This window comes from Dorea acetigenes (assembly GCF_025567385.1).
Lineage (GTDB): Bacteria > Bacillota > Clostridia > Lachnospirales > Lachnospiraceae > Claveliimonas > Claveliimonas acetigenes.
In genome coordinates this window covers 35,862-57,658 of the sequence record NZ_JAOQJU010000015.1, presented here as the reverse complement: position 1 = coordinate 57,658, position 21,797 = coordinate 35,862, and the positions used below count along the sequence as shown (strand labels likewise).

At 37.3% G+C, this 21,797-nt stretch carries 19 protein-coding genes; all 19 read right to left on the bottom strand.

Annotated features, from left to right (window positions below):
• Nucleotides 1–175 precede the first annotated feature (175 nt).
• Entirely contained in the window at nucleotides 176–904 is a 729-nt protein-coding gene (locus OCV99_RS11880) for a hypothetical protein (protein ID WP_158370774.1), read from the bottom strand.
• A gap of 58 nt (nucleotides 905–962) precedes the next feature.
• Complete coding sequence (locus tag OCV99_RS11875; protein ID WP_262575525.1) at nucleotides 963–1,289, bottom strand: BRO family protein; 327 nt, start codon at nucleotides 1,287–1,289, stop codon at nucleotides 963–965.
• A gap of 225 nt (nucleotides 1,290–1,514) precedes the next feature.
• Nucleotides 1,515–1,823, bottom strand: a complete 309-nt coding sequence (locus OCV99_RS11870; protein WP_158370772.1) for a hypothetical protein — start codon at nucleotides 1,821–1,823, stop codon at nucleotides 1,515–1,517.
• A 206-nt stretch (nucleotides 1,824–2,029) separates the two neighbouring features.
• Entirely contained in the window at nucleotides 2,030–3,190 is a 1,161-nt protein-coding gene (gene wecB / locus OCV99_RS11865; protein WP_158370770.1) for a non-hydrolyzing UDP-N-acetylglucosamine 2-epimerase, read from the bottom strand.
• Between the two features lie 2 nt (nucleotides 3,191–3,192).
• Nucleotides 3,193–4,395, bottom strand: coding sequence for a capsular polysaccharide biosynthesis protein CapF (locus OCV99_RS11860; RefSeq protein ID WP_158370768.1), 1,203 nt, complete (start codon nucleotides 4,393–4,395; stop codon nucleotides 3,193–3,195).
• A gap of 24 nt (nucleotides 4,396–4,419) precedes the next feature.
• The gene (locus tag OCV99_RS11855) at nucleotides 4,420–5,466 is read right to left on the bottom strand and encodes a nucleoside-diphosphate sugar epimerase/dehydratase (RefSeq protein WP_158370766.1); all 1,047 of its coding nucleotides are present in this window, start codon (nucleotides 5,464–5,466) and stop codon (nucleotides 4,420–4,422) included.
• Between the two features lie 44 nt (nucleotides 5,467–5,510).
• Nucleotides 5,511–6,320 (bottom strand): ImmA/IrrE family metallo-endopeptidase, encoded by an 810-nt coding sequence (locus OCV99_RS11850; RefSeq protein WP_158370764.1) that lies wholly within the window; start codon nucleotides 6,318–6,320, stop codon nucleotides 5,511–5,513.
• Between the two features lie 62 nt (nucleotides 6,321–6,382).
• Nucleotides 6,383–10,870 (bottom strand): HD domain-containing protein, encoded by a 4,488-nt coding sequence (locus tag OCV99_RS11845; RefSeq protein WP_158370762.1) that lies wholly within the window; start codon nucleotides 10,868–10,870, stop codon nucleotides 6,383–6,385.
• 15 nt (nucleotides 10,871–10,885) lie between these two features.
• Complete coding sequence (locus tag OCV99_RS11840) at nucleotides 10,886–11,083, bottom strand: hypothetical protein (RefSeq protein WP_262575521.1); 198 nt, start codon at nucleotides 11,081–11,083, stop codon at nucleotides 10,886–10,888.
• A gap of 47 nt (nucleotides 11,084–11,130) precedes the next feature.
• Complete coding sequence (locus OCV99_RS11835) at nucleotides 11,131–11,394, bottom strand: hypothetical protein (protein ID WP_158370758.1); 264 nt, start codon at nucleotides 11,392–11,394, stop codon at nucleotides 11,131–11,133.
• A gap of 2 nt (nucleotides 11,395–11,396) precedes the next feature.
• Nucleotides 11,397–12,320, bottom strand: a complete 924-nt coding sequence (locus OCV99_RS11830; RefSeq protein ID WP_158370756.1) for a hypothetical protein — start codon at nucleotides 12,318–12,320, stop codon at nucleotides 11,397–11,399.
• Nucleotides 12,321–12,432: 112 nt separating this feature from the next.
• Nucleotides 12,433–13,962, bottom strand: coding sequence for a lipopolysaccharide biosynthesis protein (locus OCV99_RS11825; protein WP_158370754.1), 1,530 nt, complete (start codon nucleotides 13,960–13,962; stop codon nucleotides 12,433–12,435).
• A 19-nt stretch (nucleotides 13,963–13,981) separates the two neighbouring features.
• Nucleotides 13,982–15,034 (bottom strand): polysaccharide pyruvyl transferase family protein, encoded by a 1,053-nt coding sequence (locus OCV99_RS11820; RefSeq protein WP_158370752.1) that lies wholly within the window; start codon nucleotides 15,032–15,034, stop codon nucleotides 13,982–13,984.
• Nucleotides 15,035–15,041: 7 nt separating this feature from the next.
• Nucleotides 15,042–16,004: a glycosyltransferase family 2 protein gene (locus tag OCV99_RS11815; RefSeq protein ID WP_158370750.1), complete on the bottom strand. Its 963-nt coding sequence runs from the start codon at nucleotides 16,002–16,004 to the stop codon at nucleotides 15,042–15,044.
• A gap of 3 nt (nucleotides 16,005–16,007) precedes the next feature.
• Nucleotides 16,008–17,165, bottom strand: a complete 1,158-nt coding sequence (locus OCV99_RS11810) for a CDP-glycerol glycerophosphotransferase family protein (protein ID WP_262575517.1) — start codon at nucleotides 17,163–17,165, stop codon at nucleotides 16,008–16,010.
• A gap of 53 nt (nucleotides 17,166–17,218) precedes the next feature.
• Nucleotides 17,219–18,316: a non-hydrolyzing UDP-N-acetylglucosamine 2-epimerase gene (gene wecB, locus OCV99_RS11805; protein WP_158370735.1), complete on the bottom strand. Its 1,098-nt coding sequence runs from the start codon at nucleotides 18,314–18,316 to the stop codon at nucleotides 17,219–17,221.
• Nucleotides 18,317–18,462: 146 nt separating this feature from the next.
• Nucleotides 18,463–19,596 carry a glycosyltransferase family protein gene (locus OCV99_RS11800; RefSeq protein WP_158370733.1) on the bottom strand — a complete coding sequence of 378 codons (1,134 nt, stop codon included), beginning with the start codon at nucleotides 19,594–19,596 and terminating at the stop codon, nucleotides 18,463–18,465.
• 3 nt (nucleotides 19,597–19,599) lie between these two features.
• On the bottom strand, nucleotides 19,600–20,745 hold the full coding sequence (locus OCV99_RS11795; RefSeq protein ID WP_158370731.1) for a hypothetical protein: 1,146 nt from the start codon (nucleotides 20,743–20,745) through the stop codon (nucleotides 19,600–19,602).
• Between the two features lie 45 nt (nucleotides 20,746–20,790).
• On the bottom strand, nucleotides 20,791–21,780 hold the full coding sequence (locus tag OCV99_RS11790) for a glycosyltransferase (protein WP_262575513.1): 990 nt from the start codon (nucleotides 21,778–21,780) through the stop codon (nucleotides 20,791–20,793).
• Nucleotides 21,781–21,797 lie beyond the last annotated feature (17 nt).

Genomic DNA, 21,797 nt, shown 5'->3' with positions numbered 1-21,797 from the left:
AATACGAAGCAGATACAAAAATCGACGTCTATCTTAAGTATATATTATCATAAAATAAAAAAGAAATGTCGAAATATATCAAAATATAGTTCAGACTCTTTGGTAATTCTTAGTTTAGCATTGCATAATCAAAATGTCAACCACCAGAATCTTACTAAAAGCAACATACTGTGAATTATATGTAATTTCTCACATTCATGTTCAATCTCTGCTCCACAATGACCTTCGCCAACCCTGCATCCACCCGCGTCTCCAAAAACCTTTGCAACCGTTTCAGACATCCATCATTAATCAGCGTAGATCCTGGGAAGAGATAAGGCATACGATCTATCATATCCGCCGCGCAGCACATATTTTCTATAAAGTAATATTTTCTGTAAATAAGAATATTCTCCCACTCTTCTGTATCAAATAATCTGGAAACCGCATCCGTATACATGCCAAACTGATAGTCCGTATATAGCGGTATCTGCTGAAGCAGCCGAACAATACATTCAGAATCACTTCCCAGCAATGTATGTAAAACACATTGATAATACTGTATCCTGACAATATCACCATGCACTGTCTTCCCTTTCTCAGTTAAAAACCAGGGATTCATAAAATTAATTGGATTTTCTGCGTTATTTTTCTTCTTGTAATAATCAATCGCCATCTTCGCTGCCGTCTCCAGATGCGTCAGGATTCGATGAATCGCACCATTCTTATCCCCTTCGTAAACAAAGTTCGCCATAATCCCTTCTGCTACCGAAAGTTCAGACTTTGCCATATTATAGACTAACTCTGATATTGGATCCTCTGCCGTAATCATATTGTTCGCCAGTTTGATGCATGACAAAGGATTCGGTTCCTGTGCCAGAACAATTATGTCAATTGCGTGGCTAATAACATTCTTTTTATCCATGCTTTTTCCTTCTTCCGCTATACCATCTTTATGTAACTCTGTATTCTTATTGTATCATTCAACACCAGACTGCACAAAATGCAGCCTCACGTTCTCTATAGGTTTCGAGCGCCCGGTCTATGATCAGCTCCGGGTCAATGGTTTCTTCGATACGCTCTCTGCCTACCTGTGCCATCCATAGCTTAAAGGGTTCTGCTTTGGGAGATGGAATCGACTGAATGATTCGCAGGATACCTTCTACATTGGCTGCCTGGATTTTTCTTCGTTTTCCATCAGCAGCGGTCATTTCAACTGGGGTACAAATTGTACCCCAGTTGGAGGAAAGTTCTAGATCGCGGGTACGCATCTTTTTGATGTATTGTTTGGGATCGACACTATCTGTCAAAACTGCCACAACATCCTGAACTGAAAAATACCATTCTTCTTGTCATCATTCCAAGCAGTACGTATTTGCTGACTTTCAAAAATCTGAATCTTGTCATTAGAACCCTTTTTCTGTTCCCACTTTCGACAGATTTTTTCGATTATATCATTTATATGTATTTTTTTCTACTCTCGATTATCTGTGCTCATGCTCTGCCCGGTATTTCTCCTTGTTACGGGTTTTGTACTATTTTTTTCTTGGCTTTATAAATATGTAATAAACATTGTCCATATTAATACATTCTTTATCAATTTTAAAAAAATACTTAACACAATCATCCTTTTCTATTTTCCTGTGATATTTAAGAATATGTTCAGAAACACCTCTTTCCTTTTTAACATGGCCGATTTCTCTCAATTCCATATCAAACGATGGTGAATCAAAACTCATGTTGACTGTTATCGTAAACGAATTAAGTTTTTCTCCAAAATTTCTTGGTATAAAATAGATAACCTGATCAATGCTAAAATCAAAAATCCCGTGTTTCCAAACCATGTAGTTCCCACTTGTTTTTCGTAAACACCAATTCTTTCCATTATTTAGTGCTTATGCGTAATCTATATAGGGTCAAAAAAAGGTAAGAAAAACCATAGAACTCCGTTCTCCTTGTTTCCTTACCTTGATTAGCCGTCTCTATTTTACCACATTTCATCTGGTTTTTCGACAGGTCTTTCAATATTTTTTCAAAAATACTACTTATATTATTCTTTTCTCCACACCATTTTATTCACAACACCAGTATAACTCTGAATAATCTTTACCACTTTTGTGGAGACGCTCTCTTCCACATAATCCGGCACCGGAATTCCCACATCTCCATCCCGGTTCATCTCCACTGCCGTATCTACTGCCTGCAGCAATCCCTTTTCATCAATGCCTGACAAGATGAAGCAAGCCTTGTCCAATGCTTCCGGTCGCTCAGTGGATGTGCGAATGCATACTGCCGGGAACGGATGTCCCACAGATGTGAAGAAACTACTTTCCTCCGGCAGTGTACCACTATCCGACACTACCACAAACGCATTCATCTGCAGACAATTATAATCATGGAATCCTAGTGGCTCATGCTGAATCACACGCTTATCCAGTTGAAAACCGGAACTTTCCAATCGCTTCCGGGAACGTGGATGGCAGGAATATAAAATTGGCATATCATATTTTTCCGCCATCTTATTAATAGCCGTGAATAAAGATCGAAAGTTCTTCTCCGTGTCAATATTTTCCTCTCGGTGAGCAGAAAGCAGGATATATCTTCCCTTCTCCAATCCAAGCCGCATATGAATATCACTGCTCTCAATTTTTTTCAAATTGCTATGCAGCACCTCTGCCATCGGTGAACCTGTCACATAGGTTCGTTCCTTCGGCAGACCATTTTCCGCTAAATAACGCCGTGCGTGCTCGGAATAACACATATTTACATCTGAAATAATATCTACAATCCTTCGGTTCGTTTCCTCCGGCAGGCACTCATCTTTGCATCGATTTCCTGCTTCCATGTGAAAAATCGGAATGTGCAATCTCTTTGCCCCAATCACTGAAAGACAAGAGTTGGTATCACCAAGAACCAGTACTGCATCCGGCTGAATCTCCACCATCAGCTCATAGGAACGGGCAATAATATTCCCCATAGTTTCTCCCAAATCCTTACCGACTGCATCCAAATACACATCCGGATCATCCAGCTCCAGATCATGAAAGAAAACTCCATTCAGATTATAATCATAATTCTGCCCCGTATGTGCCAGCACCGTATCAAAATATTTCCTGCACTTTTTAATCACTGCTGCAAGACGGATAATCTCCGGTCTTGTTCCGACAATGATTAACAACTTTAGCTTCCCATTATTCTTAAAAGACGCCATCCTTACTCCTCCACTTTTTCAAAAAATGTATCTGGATGTTTCGGGTCAAATGGTTCATTAGCCCACATCACAGTCACAAGATTTTCTGTATCAGACAAATTAATAATATTGTGCGTATATCCCGGCAGCATATGTACTGCCTCGATCTTTTCACCGGACACTTCAAATTCCAGCACCTCATCTGAGCCAATCCGCCGTTCCTGAATCAAACCGTGTCCACTTACCACAATAAAAAATTCCCACTTGCTATTGTGCCAGTGCTGTCCTTTCGTAATACCCGGTTTTGAGATATTCACGGAAAACTGCCCATTGTTCGCTGTTTTCAAAAGCTCTGTAAAACTGCCCCGCTCATCCACATTCATCTTCAGTGGAAAACATACCTTTTTCTCCGGCAAATAAGATAAATACGTAGAATACAACTTCTTTGCGAATGAATCAGCCGGAATCTCCGGCATCACCAAGGACTCTGGCTGGTTCTTAAACCTATCCAACAAATCAACAATCTCTCCCAGCGTTGCTCTATGTGTCACCGGCACATAACAATATCTTCCCGCAGCAGAATCCTTCACTTCCAGCCCGTCATAGTCACAATGATGCTCCCTTCCTTCTAAGGCATCCAAAAGTTCCTCCACTAAATCATCAATATAAAGCAATTCCAACTCCGTAGAACGGTCATTTACCATAATCGGTAAATCATTTGCAATATTATTACAAAATGTAGCCACAGCAGAATTATAATTCGGGCGGCACCATTTTCCAAAAAGATTCGGGAAACGGTATACCAGCACCTTTGCTCCTGTTTCTTCTCCAAAAGCAAAAAAAAGTTCCTCTCCTGCCAGCTTAGACTTTCCATAATCTGATTCACCATAACGACCGATCAGCGTCGCCTGTATGGAAGACGCAAGCATCACCGGACAAGTATTTTCATACCGTTTCAATGTTTCCAGAAGTGTCGATGCAAATCCAAAATTTCCTGCCATAAATTCTGCATTATCCTTCGGTCGATTCACTCCGGCAAGATTAAACACAAAATCAGCCTTCTCGCAAAATTTTTCCAACAGGGCTGGTTCTGTATCTATATCATACTCATAAATCTCGCCAATCTCAAAATTCCTGGTACGATTCTTTCCATCTTTAATATTGTATAAATTCGTCACAAGGTTCTTGCCGACAAACCCCCGGGCACCAGTAATTAAAATGTTCATAATGAATTCCTCCACAAAAATCATTTAAAAACAGCCAGTTTCCCAATCAGCCAGTTCATCTTGAATATATTTCAAAGATAGGAGTTTCTGCTTCACCTGCTCAACATCCAACAGTTCCGTATTACTTGAGTTAAACTCTGTCAGCGTATTCCGCTCCACATCGCCATCTTTAAAATATTTGTCGTAATTCAAATCTCTCTTGTCACATGGTACACGATAAAAATTTCCCATGTCAATGGCATGGGAACACTCTTCATTCGTTAATAATGTTTCGTACATTTTCTCTCCATGGCGGATGCCGATCACTTTGATTGGATTCTCTGCATGGAATACTTCCTTTACTGCCTGTGCCAGCACTTCAATCGTACATGCCGGAGCCTTCTGAACCATAATGTCTCCTGACTCTGCATTCTGGAAGGCAAATACCACCAGCTCAACCGCCTCTTCCAGGCTCATAATAAAACGAGTCATAGAAGGCTCAGTAACTGTCAATTCCTTCCCATCCTTTATCTGACTGATAAATAATGGAATAACAGAGCCTCTGGAACACATAACATTGCCATATCTGGTACAACAGATTGCAGTTTTTTCTGGGGACACCGTTCTTGACTTCGCCACAATCACCTTCTCCATCATAGCCTTGGATGTTCCCATGGCATTCACCGGATATGCCGCTTTGTCAGTAGAAAGGCAGATGACTTTCTTTACCCCAGCTTCGATTGCCGCAGTCAGCACATTCTCCGTTCCCAACACATTAGTCTTCACCGCTTCTACCGGGAAGAATTCACAGGATGGAACTTGCTTTAATGCTGCCGCATGAAAGATATAATCAACTCCGTGCATGGCATTCCTCACGCTCTGGATGTCACGGACGTCTCCAATGTAGAATTTCAACTTATCGCTGTACTCAGGGAATTCTTTTTGATAAAAATGACGCATATTGTCCTGCTTTAACTCATCGCGGGAAAATATACGTATCTCTTTGATATCTGTTTTTAAAAAGCGGTCCAGGACTGCGTTGCCAAACGAGCCTGTACCGCCTGTGATTAGTAATGTTTTTCCTTGGAACATGTTGTTCTTCCTCCCTTTTGTTTTCTGATGCTCTATCTATCCCATTAAGCCTGGAAGATCCACCGACTTCTTTCTTTTGTATAGTAGCCATCCATCCATTCTATAATCTCTTTCTTCTCCTCCTCATCCATAGCGATTTCTTTCATCTGCTCTTCTGCAGCATTATAAGCCTGATAAACCCAGTATCCGATTCCACGAAGATACTGATACCCATACGCCACATAATAATCCGACAGAACAGCGCGTTCTGACAAATACCGCATCCACTCTTCCGTTGAGATTGGAACCTTCTGAGTGTTCACACGATATTCCACATATTGGGCGAACTCTACAACAAACTGTCTCATAGGAATCAATAGGAATACAGAAAAAATATCTGCTGCGATTTCTTCCATCTTAACCGGACAGATAGGCATGATAAAATAATTCTCATAATACCTGTCTTCATCATAATGAAGCAGATAATGAACAAATTCATTCGCAATTGCATACCGCCTGGAAGAGGGCGGCACTTTATTATCGATATGTATAATCACGCTCTTCTCTCCGGTATACGAATCCTTACGGATGACGAGCTGCCCGATCTTGCGGTTCAGTGCTCGGACATTGGTATTCTGAAATTTGTCCATGAATTCATCTTCAACCTCAATTCCGAATTCTTTCACAAGCGCCTCAATATCTATGGGAAACACACAATTCTCTTCACCAAGAGTTTGAATAATTAATTGTTCCGCAAGTCTTCCTATTTTCCAGTAATATTTCACAATATGTCCCGCCTGTCCGATCTCTTTCAGCGTTTCTGATATCTCTTTTAACAATTCTTTTCGCTCCGGATTATATTCTAGTGTCGGCATCTTTGGTTCCTTCTTCCTGATAGTCTAGTCTTTCGTATTTTTTATTCCAGCAGATAATCTTTTCACAGTATTCTCTTCTCAAAATATTCCAAATCAGTCAGTCTACTTCCAAGATTACTGAAAGCGCTCATCTCTATCTGAATAAATATGTCGAGTAATTCTTCAATGCATCTCATCCAGCAGCTCCACAGATTCTGACCCGTCAAACCAAAACTATTATGTCCGGCAATATATTCCAGAATCTTCTGCTGCTTATGGTAAATATCTCCTGTTCCTCTTTTCATCATATCGAGGAAACTGTCTTTATATTCCGCGATTTCCGAAGCATCTGTCATGTATTCCTTTCGAATCACATAGAGCCATGCCGCTGCGAATCTGCTATACTCTCTTGGGGAAAGTGATTCAAGAGGTAGTATCTTTTCTTCTCCATAATATCTGCACAGTGCCATCAGCAAAATATACACATGGATATATTCACACTGTTTTTGCAATTCCCAGAACTCTGATAATGAAAATCCGCTTTTCTTATTTTCCGCTTTAATACAGGTCATAACAAAGCTTCTGTACTCATCGCGCACTTCACTCACAATACATTCTCCCTGACCGTATCCATTCTCCCACTCTTTTTTGAATCTATAGTACATACTTAGATACCCGTCATCAGAAATTTTCTTCTGCTTCTGTATCTGCCCTATCTGATTCTTGATTTTATCGTCATTTCTTTGCAGATCTTCAAATAAGAATTGACGATTATTCAGAAGTTTCAGAAGTTCCTCCAATTTTTCCGCATTATCCCTGGCTTTTGGAGAATTCATCCTGTTCATGATAATCTGAAGTTCATGTGCACCAAATGGAAAGATCAATTTCCCATAAGATTCCCTCGAAAGATATCCTCTTTTCACAAAATAATGCGTATAAGGCAGCTCTTTACATTTCAGATATTCCATCCGCTGCCATGCCGGTATCGAATATCTCTGAATTCCATACCGTTTTACCTCTTCCATAATACGTCTTACCACGCTGGCTTTATATGACTGATTTACGAATATAAAAGGATATATCTGCCTGGATAAGATATTCACTCTGGTATTTCCATCCTCACTCATAAAAAGAGCTGCTGTCGGGACATACTGAAGCATCCATTTCATAAAATACTGCTGCAGATATTCTCCCGGACTCATCTCGCCAGCCATTCCAACAGCTTTCACTCCATAACTACGCGCAATCTCCAAAGCATTCTGTCCATTTTCCTGCACCTTCTTCTCCAACTCCATCTTCTCGGTCGAGAAACTATCCATGAGAGTATATTGTTTCAAGATTTCAAGCAGATCTTCATGATCCTTCAATTCTTTCTTGATATAGAATGGTGTCAGATATTGCTTCCATGATACAGACACATTTTCCCGTTTTGAAACAACCATAAAATGATAATCGTCTGAAAATATATCTGCCAGATTGATTATGTGACTGGGTTTTCCAGTCACATAATTTGACTTCTGCAGGTTCACCTCCGGGCGGTGCTCAATCTCAAATAATATTGATTTTCCTTTTAATTCCTCTTGCAGCCACTTGCTATACTCCCGAACACATTCAAGCGCGTCGTTCCAACAACAGTTTGATTCCATACCATCATCACAACTCAGTCGAAGTATCGGGTTGAATTCACCTTTCCTTGCAAGAAATGATAGCATTACGATCAGTACGACATTCTCCTTAGAAAGATCAAGAAGTTCTTGCTTTGCCTCATCAAGCCAATGTTCTATGTCCACTCCTGTATATGAAATATTCCGTAATTCATCCAATAATGGATATCCAAAAAGGCGAAACCATTTGTATTTCGCATCCTCACCCGACAACGTCTGAAGCAACCGTTTCTTCCTTTCCAGACTTTCCCGAACCCCTTCTACAATTGCTTCCGGCTGATTCTTATTCATCTCCTTTAAAAGGCTCTGGACAGATTCCATCAATGGCTCATAGATCTCTTGCAGAAAATACTCCTCTCCCTTATCCGCAAATCCCTTTCTGCTCAAATTGATGTACTCCCTGGCAAGTTTTCCTTTGATATCAATAGACTGGAACAACTCATTCCCAATATCCGGAAGTTCTATCTCCGCAAGTTCAATCCCTTTGTAATAGATGCGGACGCCTTTATAATTCTCCCTGCTTTCACACTGCCTGTCCGTTTTCTCAAGTTCCCTCTGTTCGCGCAGCAGGAAATTCCTCATATTAATCGTACAGAACGTACATAATTCATTATTCCAGACATAAAAATAACCATTCCAGGTATCTAACAATGCCGTGGAATGATCCGTCTTCTCAATCAATACATTTTTGTCCGTATCTTTTTCCTTTTTATAATAGAATATCCATGATTTCGCTGTCTTGTCCCATACTCTGTCAGCGAACGTATCCTGAATCTGCTGATTCAGTTCTGTATTATGTACATAATCTGCAATCTCATTTAAATTATCCTTCCATACCTTTTTCTCGCCCAGATTACACTTCAATCTATGGAGTCGATTCTTATCCGACAGATTCAACGGTATCGTAATTCCCGGAATATCTTCCACTTTCAGATGAATCGGAAATAACTGTTCCCCGATCTGTTCATCCAGGTAAAGTGCCATCTGCGCCAAAAGTTCAGCGGAATGACGCAAGGGACGAAGCAATTCATAATCCTCATCAAAATAATCCTTACCATCCCATGCCGTCGGATACTGTTCATGCAGCATCTTTTTTGAAACTGGCACGAACACTTCAAAACAGGTCCCATATACATCATCTTTTGTATCAAAAGAATCTCTGGGCTTTACATTGATATATCCCTCATAATAATTCGATTTAACGGTAGAGAACGTAACTTCATATTTCTCGTTACTCCTTGTAAAAGTGTAACACTTGAACATATTCGTTAAGATAAACGCGCTCTGCAGGCCAATGCCGAATTCTGCAGTTGGCTTCAGCCATTCCGGCATATCCGCGATCATATGACGGTCACGTCTCCGGCTATTCCCTACTTTCGCTATTCCCAGGATACTATCCTTATCAATCCCCGTTCCAAAATCCTTAATCCGAACCTTGACTCCATACTCCCATCTGCCTTTATCGCCCTCTTTTCGAAGAGCCTCGATGTCTTCCTCTGTAATCGGGAAATCCTGCTTCTCCTCATTCCTCTTGACGATCTGCATCTCGATCTCGATTGGGAAAATATCTGTAGACAGAATATCCTCCAGTTCATCCGGAGACATCCCTCGCAATTCCTCACCTGACCGATAATATCCCCAGGTTCTTACACATTCCTGCCAATACTGCATCTTACTGGCATCAATCGCGTTCTGAAGGAATTCCCGCAAGAATACAAACTGTCCCTTATACACATTGGAACCTTCCAGAATTGCAAATGCCTTACTCTGTGAGATATGGAACTGCGTAGCCACAAGTTCTTCCGGAATCTGCATTCCTTCCAGATATAATTTAACCGAATCCACGGTGGGCAGCGCCCCGCTGAAGCCTCTGGGACAGATCAGCATCCAGTTATAACCGGCCTCTTTCAAAATTCCCTTTAAGATGTCGCATTCTTTTCTGACTAACCTCAGCGCTTCCTGCGTCTTGCAGTCTGCTTCGATTGAGATAATGTCCGGTCTGATATACAGTCTTCGGATTGCCTGATGTTTTTCATAATGACGTGCCGAGATCTCTGGAAGAACACCTACAAATTCCTTCGTCAACGGATGGAACCTGTCGTTGTCCATATCCAGAATATCCCCTAACTGCAGAAGTACCGCAACAAATCTGGGATGAAGATAATCCGAGACATATCCGTTATCTTCCTGCGGAAGTTCCATAATATGAGCAAAATCAGAATCTGTATGCAAACCGGCACATTTTGCGATTAACAGGAATATTCTCTGCGGAATTCCCGCCATCGAGAATCCGCTGCCTAATTTTTCAGAATCCAAGGTCCACTTTGACAGACGATCCGCCGACGTCTCGCCATGTTCTGACCTTCTATAATTCGCGATCAGATGCAGAATCGCGTAATACACAGATAGTTTGTCTGCGTATAACCGCTTTGTCTGCTCTTCTTTGCTGTCTTCATCATCATACTCATAATTCGTCTGCCGAAGTGATCTGATGGCTTTCTGAAAGACCACATCGCTGTCATCCTCTAATTCCTTTACCATGTCAAGGAACTTCTCATTCTGCACGATATTCTCCCGATCCTCATGCGTAATCACCATACCGATATCATGAATATATACCGTGTGCAGCAGCATAAAACAATCCGACGCCGATAATTCCCTGATCCTTGCCTCTCCGAGAATCATCTCTATATTGTGAAGCACTGTACTTGCATGGGATTCATCATGCTTACTATACGTTGGGAATGCACTCATCGTCGCCTCAAGCAGTTGAGAAAGCCACCGTTTGTTTTGACACCATGCATGCCACAATACCTCATTACGCTCCGTATGGTCTTCATGCAGATAATAATTCTCTAACTGCCCCTCTATTGTCAGGCGTTTTTTCTTCTTTTTCTTTTTTCCCATCTCTTCTATATCCCTTCACTGATTCTCCACATCCTTCTGCTTCGCGGCGGGGAAACTATTCTCTTTCGCAATTCCTTTCATATAATTCTTCTGTAATATGTCCACAAGTGAAACGGAATTGGCAAGACTCATACGGTTATCATTCTCCATGATCTCCTGATACTCTTTTGCGAATTCTTCATATCTCGCATCTTTATCTGACGCATATTTCATCTTCCTATGAAGATTGCAAAGTGCAAAATAAGTCGTACTCCTCTGAATCAATTTTCCGCCATAATTCTCATTCCTTGCATAATAACTAAAAAAACAGTTATTACAGAAAGCGCCAGGACAACTCCTTTTAAAAACGTCTCATATTCTTCCAAATAAAAACTGACAAATATTATGACAGCCGTCGCTGGAGTGCATAAAGATAAGACAAAGTTGCATCTCCTGACACTTTTCTCATAGTCTCTTCTCTTTTCCTTATATTCTGTCAGCCGCTTGAAAATCTCCGACTTTAATTCCTCATATTTTTCTTCCATACTCACTGTTCTCCCATGTCAAACTCCGCACATATGCTTCCCATCATCCTCTTCACCTCCCGACGCACCGCTTCCTTCCATCTGCAGTACCGAAGAACCTCCTCTGCCTTTCCTTCCAGTCCGGCAGCATCCTTAAGCCTGCTCAGAAATCGTACTGCATGGGCAATCTCATCTTCGTTATAAATAAATTGACTATCTGTATTCTGGATTCCATCGTATCTAACGTCGGCTGATGTGTCTTTTCCTACTTCCTGCAAGAAAAGAGCATCAGCCAGTTGTATCGGACGAAGCAAATATTTCTTCTCCGGCGGTTTGTTATGTATGTCTCTATATGCCAACTCTTTTTCAGTGAATTGCAGCGGTTCCTTACGAAACATAGTAAATGGCATAAGCAACAATTCTTCCTGATATTGGTAAGGATTATCCCCCAATACATCGTTCATGATAATATACGGTACCGAATCCGGAATCTCGAACTCCAACAGTAGGATACCATCCTTTTTCAAAAAGTAGCCTTCCGTATCATCTCTTAAAGAACATGATGTGAACGCAAAAGTAGATTGATGTTCAAGCATTTCCATGGACTGCATCCGATCCTTGCGAAATGCATGTATGGTTCCTCCTCCTTCATGGATGCGCTGATACCTGCACGCTGCAATGAAAATGTTCCGATATACATACATCAATTCATCCAGATGATTTATCAGATGGATGGGAAGTTTTTTCTTCTCATGGCAGATACGTGCCAGTTCATTATTAATACCGGGATATAATAGTAAATTCAGGATGTGATAGGCTCCTTTGGAAGTGTAGAATGGAGACGTGTACCTTTTGGTCGTTTCATCAGAAACGATTTGATACCGAGAAATATCTCCCTGATAGAAGCGGAGGCTGTTTAGTTCTTCTGGAGTGAATGTGTTATTCATATATAGACGCTCCCTAGATTTTATATACAATGAGTTCATTTATAATTGCTTTACCTAAATTGAAAAAATTACGCCGGGAAACCTCAAAGTCTCAAAATCACAGAATCCTAATTTAAAATTGTCTTTTCCTATTTTTCAAATACATTTCAATCTTTAATCTTAATATCCTAAAACCTTCTGTTTTAGAGTAAATCATTAATACAATTGTCAAAGAAGTAATTCCTACAAAACATGCTTTTACAAACCAAGACAAAACGCTATTAACTTGAATAAAAGAACTTAAAAAACCAATGCCGATTACAAGAAATATAATTAAAATAGCATTTAGTGATAATTGTATATAATATTTTTTAGGAGATAATTCAAAATACTCTTTGAATAACAGCCTAGGTTCATACCAAACATAAGTAAGCAATCTTGAAAGACCTGATGCAAAAAGTATGCCTGCCAGCCCAACAATTTTCCCCAAAATAATTGACAAAACCAAATTTAAGACTGCACACATAATCATTATCCATTTGGTTTTTCTATATAATCCAGTTGCTTCTCTATAAGACCATAAAGGCTGGAGGACACACGAAAGATACATATTAAGTCCAATCGCCACCACTACTAAATTATCCAGCACAAAGTCATCACCTAACCAGATACTCATTAAATCATTTACAAGAAGAATATAGCAAGGAATTACGAAACCACAAGCTATAAAACTCACAGATTGCTCACAACAAAAAATTTCATATCGCCTTTCCGCCTTTTCATTTACAATCAAATTTCCGATACTAGCAGTTAATGAAGTAAAAAGTAACGTATAAAACATAGAAATTTTATTTTGGAGCATCAAATAGTTGGAATAATATCCCACAGCTATTGTTCCAACTATCACTGAAATCAACATATTATCAGTCGTATTTAACAAAACTGAGGATACTTTATATAAAAATACAGATCCTATATTTGCAAATATATTCTTTCTTTCATCAGCCTTAAGTTCTACAGAATTTTTGATAAAAGGATATTCTTTTACAGCTACATAAGACGCAATCAAATTATTTATAAGAACAGAAATACACCCTAAAACCAAATATAACGTATAACTTTTCCAAATAGCAATGCCCATAATTTGTAAAATCGAACGTATTATATTAACTATCATTGTTATTCTTGTTATTTTAAAACTCTTTTGATCTGCACTTAAAATAGACGTTCGATATACACACAAATAAGAAAACACCACATTTGCTAATGACAATAAATAATATAATGTCAAATGTGGTATATCTTTTTCTAAATTTATTAAATATGGAAGAAAGGGTATCAGCGCAACACCTACAATGGATACAACAGCCGCAATAATTGTATATACTTTTTTATAAAAAGTCGTCAATCCAGCTATTTTTCTATAATCATTATCAGCCAAAGGTTTATAAAAACTATAAACCATCGCCGTGCCAAATCCCAAATCTGCCATAGATAATAAGCCTAACACATCGCTAAATAATCCATTTATACCAAGATATTCAGCCCCCAATCCCCAGACAAAAACCGTCCGTGAAACAAATGATAAAATAAGTGTCAATATTTGATTTAAAAAGTTAAACGCCACATTCATTGCAGCCTTTTTCGTTCTTCCTTCCGACACGTTTTCCTCCCTAGCTTTACTACATTTTTAATGCATCCGCAAGTTTTGTATATTTTTTCAACATATCTTCTAAAGGATACTCAACATCAGATATAGATAATGCTATATGTAAAATATGTTCAAATTCTTCTTCTGATTTTACCAAAAAAACATATCCCAATGTTTCAATCCATTTAAATTGATGCCCCACTTTTCCATCAATATTGTTAAACACTATGCACGGAGTTCCCGTAATTGTGGCAAAAATCATTCCATGAAGCCGATCCGTAATTACTAATTCTGCTGTTGCCATCTTATTCCAAAGTTCAAATAATTTTTCTCTTCTATCGCTTAGATTCTGTAAACTAAAATCAATACTTGTATCTTGAAATTGATACTCAATTTTTTCTTTCTTCAAATTATCAATAACTATCTTATTAACATCTATAGATTGATTTTTTTCTTTATCATTTCTTAGACAAAGTATTACCCCTTTTCGATTACATTTCATCAAATTCTTCGGCCGATATGAAAGTACCGTATCTGGCACAACCTCAATTAAACTCTCCGGATAACACCGTTTTAATAATTTATATGATTCTATATCTCGCGCAAAAATAATCAATTTGGGGGCCTCTTTAACTATTAACTTAGAATATTGAAAAAGAGCATTCCCTTCCTTTGAATCAGAGAAATATACAGATTGAGGAAAGACTATTATTTTATTATTTCTAAACTCTTTTATATATGTAAGGATTTCCTCAAATCCATCTATCCATAAGTCTCCCCAATATCCACCCCCACGGAGTACTATTATATCTGATTCTTTAGTTTCTCGACAAATTTGCAGCCAATATCTCATTTTATCTCTAGTCGTATATTCAATAATATCTGAATTAGAAATTCCACAATATTTAAGAAATTCTACCCTGCAAAGACCTAATGCCTGATCTCCCAAATTTCCATGAACTGCTGATCCTAAACAGATATATAATTTTTTATTTTCTTTTCGCGCTTTTCTAATCTTTTTTCCATATTTTTTCTGATACTGAATTTCTCTGCGTAACGCCTTTAATTTTTCTATCAACTCCATACTAATACTATTTTTCCTTCCACTTTACATATAAATCAGGCATCCATGCTATAAATAAATACATTCCCCTTTCCTTTACAGACAACCATTTATACTGTATGATATTCAGTGAGCCTTTTCTTAAAATATTTACTAACTGCATATATCGACCTGGATATTCATGTTTAATTCCTAATAAGCATATTGTCTTAAGTAAATACATACTTTGCCGATATAGGTATGATTTTGCTTCAGGTATAATATCTGGCATTTCTTTCTCCACAAAGGCTATCATCTCAAGGCAGTTATCAATTTTATCAAATTGGCTTCTATTAAATTTAGTCGACGTGATACTATTCTCCCTAAAATAATAATGATATAAAATATCTGGAATATAAACAATTTTACTTGCATTAGCAAACACCTTATACATTACCGCAAAATCTTCATTCGTTTTTCCAAATGGAAACTCAATTTTGCCAAAAACATTTGCCGAATAAAGCTTCAAGCATGCACTACAATCAAGTTCATCTTTGAGAAGTAATTGAATCGCTTCCTTAGAGGATAATATTTTCTGTTTACAATCAAACTTATATTTCCTAGTTACATAGCTCTTACAAGCTTCTATTTTCTCCATTCTACACATTGAAACATCTGAATCGGTATTTCGTAAAGCTTTATATAATCTCTCAAGCATATTTGGTGATATCTCGTCATCACCATCAACAAAACTATAAAACTTCCCATGTGAAATTTTCATTCCAGCGTTACGCGCATCAGATAATCCCCCATTTGCCTTATGAATCACTACAATTCTGGAATCTTTTTCTTTCCATTTATCACAGATACTTGGGCTATTATCTTCCGAACCATCATCTACAAGTATAATCTCAAGATTAGAATACGTTTGCTTCACAACACTTTCAACGCACCGATTTACGTAGGGTTCTATATTGTATATTGGTACTATTACGCTAATTAAGTCTTCCATCGTTTATAACTCTCTAATAGCCTGATAAATACGTTTACAATTATTCTGATCTCTTATGCTAAAAAACGTATTCTGACGCACTGCATATTTGTTATCTGTAACAAAATTATTACAAACATATTTTTTTATCTCGGCTATCACAGCTTCCTCCTCTCTGCAAATTGGACCAAAGCCATCATTTTCATATGAAAAGTATCCCTCTGAATGCTGTCCATTCCGGTAATCATCATAATCAAACTGATAATATATAATTGGTTTATTCATATATGCCATATCAAATGCTACGCTTGAATAATCAGTTATTAACATTCGCGATTGATTCAATAGCTGCTGAACATCAAACCTTCCGGCATCTGATACAATAATCTTTTTACATTTTACGGAAAACAAATGAACAAATTTCTGCATATCCGAATGAGGGTAAAAAATCAATTCAAGCTCGTTATCTTCAAGCAAGGTTTCAATTTCTTCATTATACAACAAATTTTGATAGACTTGAAAATACCTACTCTTTTTAAATTCTTTTTCATCAGCATTAGCAAGCCACGCTCGCCATGTTGGCATTAGCAATATCTGATGTTTAGGCTTTTCCACTCCCAAACCATCAAAACGAGCGAATCCTAGCAACTGCACCGTTCCTTCTGGATAGCCAAACTCTGCCTTACAAAATTCATATTCCGGCTGTGCGGCACACACAAACAAATCTGCCCGGCTAATCGAATAATAGCCAAAACTAATTTTATCCTTAGTAATACCATGTTGTAAAAAAACTCTCTTATTTTTTAACAAACCATGTGTTTCTAAAAAATTAGATACTCTACTGTTTGGAGAATCTAAATCCACATGCGCACTCACATGTTTAGATGCCATTAAATAAACTATATAATGTTCCAAAGTACCAAACGAAATTATATTGCCATATTTTTCAATTTTTAATTTGTCTTCAGCATTAGCTGCAATTACATATGCCGCATCCTGACTAGGTGCATTCTTTTTAATATACTTATACAGCCAATATCCATTATCTCGCGCTTCTTCTGGTCTCTCTGATACAAGCCATAAGTCCGGATGTTTTTTTTTCCGAATAGTTGCAATAGGCCAAGCAATCGAAAACAATACTATTGCTTTTATATCTTTCTTTGTAAGTTTATCTTTAAACACAATATTCTCCCAACATTTTGCTCATAGCAATAACTTCTAAATTAACCTATTTTTTATAAACTCTTTTCCAATATATCCGCGATTCGCTCACATGCATGCCCATCACCATATGGATTTGACGCGCAACTCATTGCATCATATTTTTCTTGGTTTGTTAAAAGTTCTGTAAATTCTTTATATATAGTGTCTTCTTCTGTTCCAACCAGTTTTAAAGTTCCCGCTATTATCCCCTCAGGTCTTTCTGTTGTATCTCGCATCACCAAAACTGGTTTTCCAAGCGAAGGTGCCTCTTCTTGAATTCCACCTGAATCCGTTAATATCAAATGGCTTCTTGCTTGAAAATTATGAAACTCTAACACATCCAATGGCTCAATAATATGAATTCGATCATCATCTCCCAAAATGGAATTTGCAATCTCCCTAACCAACGGATTCATATGAATTGGATAAATAGCTTTTACATCTGAATGTTCATCCATAACTCTTCGAATCGCCCTAAACATATTTTTCATCGGCTCGCCCAGGTTTTCCCTTCTATGAGCAGTAATAAGAATCAATCTACTTCCTTCAGCCCATTCAAGTTCTGGATGCGTAAATGTATCACATACCGTTGTTTTTAAAGCATCAATCGCAGTGTTTCCTGTAACATAAATAGTTGCTTCTTTTTTTCCCTCTTTTAATAAATTATTCTTCGCAAACTCTGTAGGAGCAAAATTATACTGGCTAATAATGCCAACTGCCTGACGGTTAAATTCCTCTGGATAAGGAGAATAAATGTCATATGTACGTAATCCTGCTTCTACGTGCCCGACAGGAATTTGCAGATAAAAGCATGCCAATGCTGTTGCAAATGTCGTAGATGTATCACCATGAACAAGTACAACATCCGGTTGTATTTCTTCCAATACATCTTTAATTTTTTCCAAAATATTAACGGTTACATCAAAAAGGGTCTGCTTGTCTTTCATGATACACAAATCATAATCGGGACTAACATTAAATGCACTCAAAACCTGATCTAACATCTGTCGATGCTGACCGGTAACACATATAATTGCTTTTAGTTTTTTTCTCCGTTTCAATTCATTTACAAGTGGACACATTTTAATTGCTTCTGGTCTAGTTCCAAAAACAAGCATCACTTTTTTCATCTTCTTCCTCCTCCGATTACATAGACCACATTTTTACCTACAAACATATACCTCAAATAATCTAATTACAGTTTTTACACCATACCTATCTAATAACATGCATTTTATGTCACGTAAGTTCAGTAACAATATATTATTCTCATATATCACTTCTCTTTAAGCTCTCTAACAATCTCTTCTACTATTCTATCTATGTTGACACTACTATAAAATGTTTTACAATTGCGGCTCATAGTATCATAATTCTCTTCAATCTCTCTTATTGTCATCGCAATCGCCTCCGCTGTTAATTTTGAACATTGTCCAATATTATTCAATTTAAATGGGATTTCCAGTCCTGGTATATCGTTTCCTATCATCGGAATTCCAAAGCAAGCATACTCATATAGTTTGTTAGGCGCACAATATAATGCATTCAACGGATCATAATGTCTGATATTGCTTGTATTAACATAAGAGAGTACACCAATATGAGCTCTACTCGTAACTGCAAGATGATCAGGTGCTGAGATGAATGGTATAAAGAAAGTTTCAGGATATTTATCTAGTAATTTTCTTACCTCAATATCATCTCGTCCCATCAAAACCATACAATACTCTTTTCCAAGCAAACCTACCGCTTCTATAAACTGATCCAATACTCGCTCATAGCCAAATGTTCCCTGATAAAGTACAATCTTTCGATTGCCAATTTTTTGAAAAACCTTTGCCGCATCAGAACTAATTTTTTTTATATCATACTTCTTCTCTTCCACTTTTGGTTTATTTGGGATAACTTTCGGTGTCTCGCATAGTTGCCAGTATGCCTTTTGAATATGCGCTCGATTATATTCTGGAACGATAATCATCTCTGCTTTTCTTGCATACTTTTCTATATGTGCTTTAACAACCGGAATCTCGTCAAATATTGGTATATCATGAATCAGTTCCATAAGCTGCATAACATGTCGATAATTCAATAACAGGCTTCCCGTCTCCATGGCATCATAATCTGTAATTGTCCATATTACATCTTCTTTTCTCGTAATTGTTTTAATTACTTTTCTCAACTTTTTTCGCCTTAAGACACGCTTTCCCAATGCCTGAATTCTATTTGTTGATTCTTTCGATTGAAGATCGATAATATTAAAATTATTAGCAGCTTTTATTTCCCTCGGAAGTGCCGCGCTATACATAGTTATTAAACTGACCTGTACATCCAACCTTGTAAGACTCAATAATAGATTCCTTGCTGGTGGCAAATTATCAATATGTGTCAATAATACGATAACTAATTTCATCTTTTACCTCTCATAATATAACAATTTATTTGTCGAATCTCTATAACCAATAAATAATCCCAAAACCAACCACAAAAAGTAACATTTTACGCCTGGTCCAAACGGTGACTGTTCCTCAAATATGCCATTAATCCACATAGTTATAGATAAAGCTATAATCAAAACACAAAATAACCTATACCGCTTGTCCCTAATATACTTAAATCCTATATACAATGGTTGTAAAGAAAAAAGCAACACCGGAATTCCTCCTAGGATTCCATAACTCATTAATACCGCTAAAGGCATAGATTCCAAATAAGTACCTCCGGTTCCAGAAAACCAGTACATTCCAAAATTTGCTTTAAAATATTCCACATGCAAATCACGATTAGAAGTAACTGCCGTCAAATCATTAATATCTTTATTATTAAGTATAATTTCTTTGATATATAAATTGTATAATTCTGCGTTTGTAAATATAATTATCAATGTGGCAACTAATATAACAATGCCTATTACTTTATGAATTTTCTTTTTCAGTATAAATAAAATAAAATAAATTATCACTATCAGAAGTGTAAGTATTGACGCTCTGCTTTTCATCATAATAATGAAAGCCGCAAAAAATATCATGGCAAACGCAGATAAAACTTTATTATACTGTAAGAATTGTGTAGCTATCAGTATTATTGCCACAAGGAATATCTGCCCCGCCGAATTTTTAGAGCCATAAAGATACCCAGAACCTCCCCAGTCTACACCTCTGAAAATATTAAAATATAAATATATCGCAACAGCCAAAGCACTTGTAATAAACGCAAAAGATATTTTCTTCAAATTTGTGTAATCCAAATATGTTCCAGCCCATATCCCAATTAGCAAAATAAATGCACATAAATTAATTGGACGAAATAAATCTGAAGAAAAATAGGATTTTCCTAAAAATCTTCCTCCCAAACATATCACATCAAAAACAATTGGTAATAACAAATACTGCCATTTCAATGTTCTTCTATCAATCAAAAGCATTACCGCTATAAAAATCCACGTCCCTGAATAAGCCAAACTTATTATTCCGCTTTCCATTAAATTAGGCATCTGTGACAAATTGCAAAAAACACATGCTATAACAATTAACCCAGTATAAAAATTTTTTTTAGATACCAAAAAACTCTCTCCTTATATGACATCATAAATAACAATAACCTATTACTATAATCCTCTTTTTTTATAAACTGTATCCACGAGCCATCTTGCAAAAGTAAACAAGAAAATTTTTAACCTTTGGTGATTATCATAAGCATTCCAAATGCACTGCCATTTCATCCAAAATGGAATCATCCTCACGGTTTTCTTTCTATTTTGGATATTGATTCTCCCATAAATAGATGTAAGCTGGTAAAAAGAAGAACAAATATATCTCTTCACAGCCTTTTTGACATTCGAAGAAAGTGAGTACTTCTTTAATAGCATATTTTCTTTTTCCACCACGTAAATTACATCTTGTACTTGCTTCAGTGTTGGTGTTTTGGTTGCGCTTCCGACTCTCTTTCGATAAGCATAAAACTCTAAATCACTCTGATAAATCCTGCACTTTTGATCACATATCAATGCTTCAAGAAAAAACAACTGGTCTTCCTCATACGCTATACCCTCTGGAAAAAGCAGATTATGCTTCGTCAAATATTCTCTTTTAAAAAAGCCCAGCCATGGAACCACTTCGTTAGCATGCTCGTTGATTGACCTTTTCAAAAATTCATATCCCGGCAAAACTTTATTAGCATATGATATATCAGGGAACTTATGTTCTTGATATTCTTTTGTTTCCTCATCATAAATCGCATACCATCCGCGGATAATATCGAGACTATACTTTTCACAAATATTCAAGAATTTGTCAGCAAAATTCTCTTCAAAAAAATCATCGCTATCAACAAAGCATATATACTCTCCTTGTGCCGCTTTTAAACCTATATTTCTGGCCGATGAAATACCACCGTTTTGTTTATGAATAACATTTATATTCATATAGAACTCCGCATATCTATCACAAATCGCAGCACTTCCATCCGTCGAACCATCATCTACCAAAATAATTTCCGAACTCTCTACGCCTTGTTTAATGATACTTTCAATACAATCCTCTAGATATTTTTCCACATTATAAATCGGCACAATGTAGGTTAATTTAATTGTTTTCAAAGCATTAATCCTTTCTA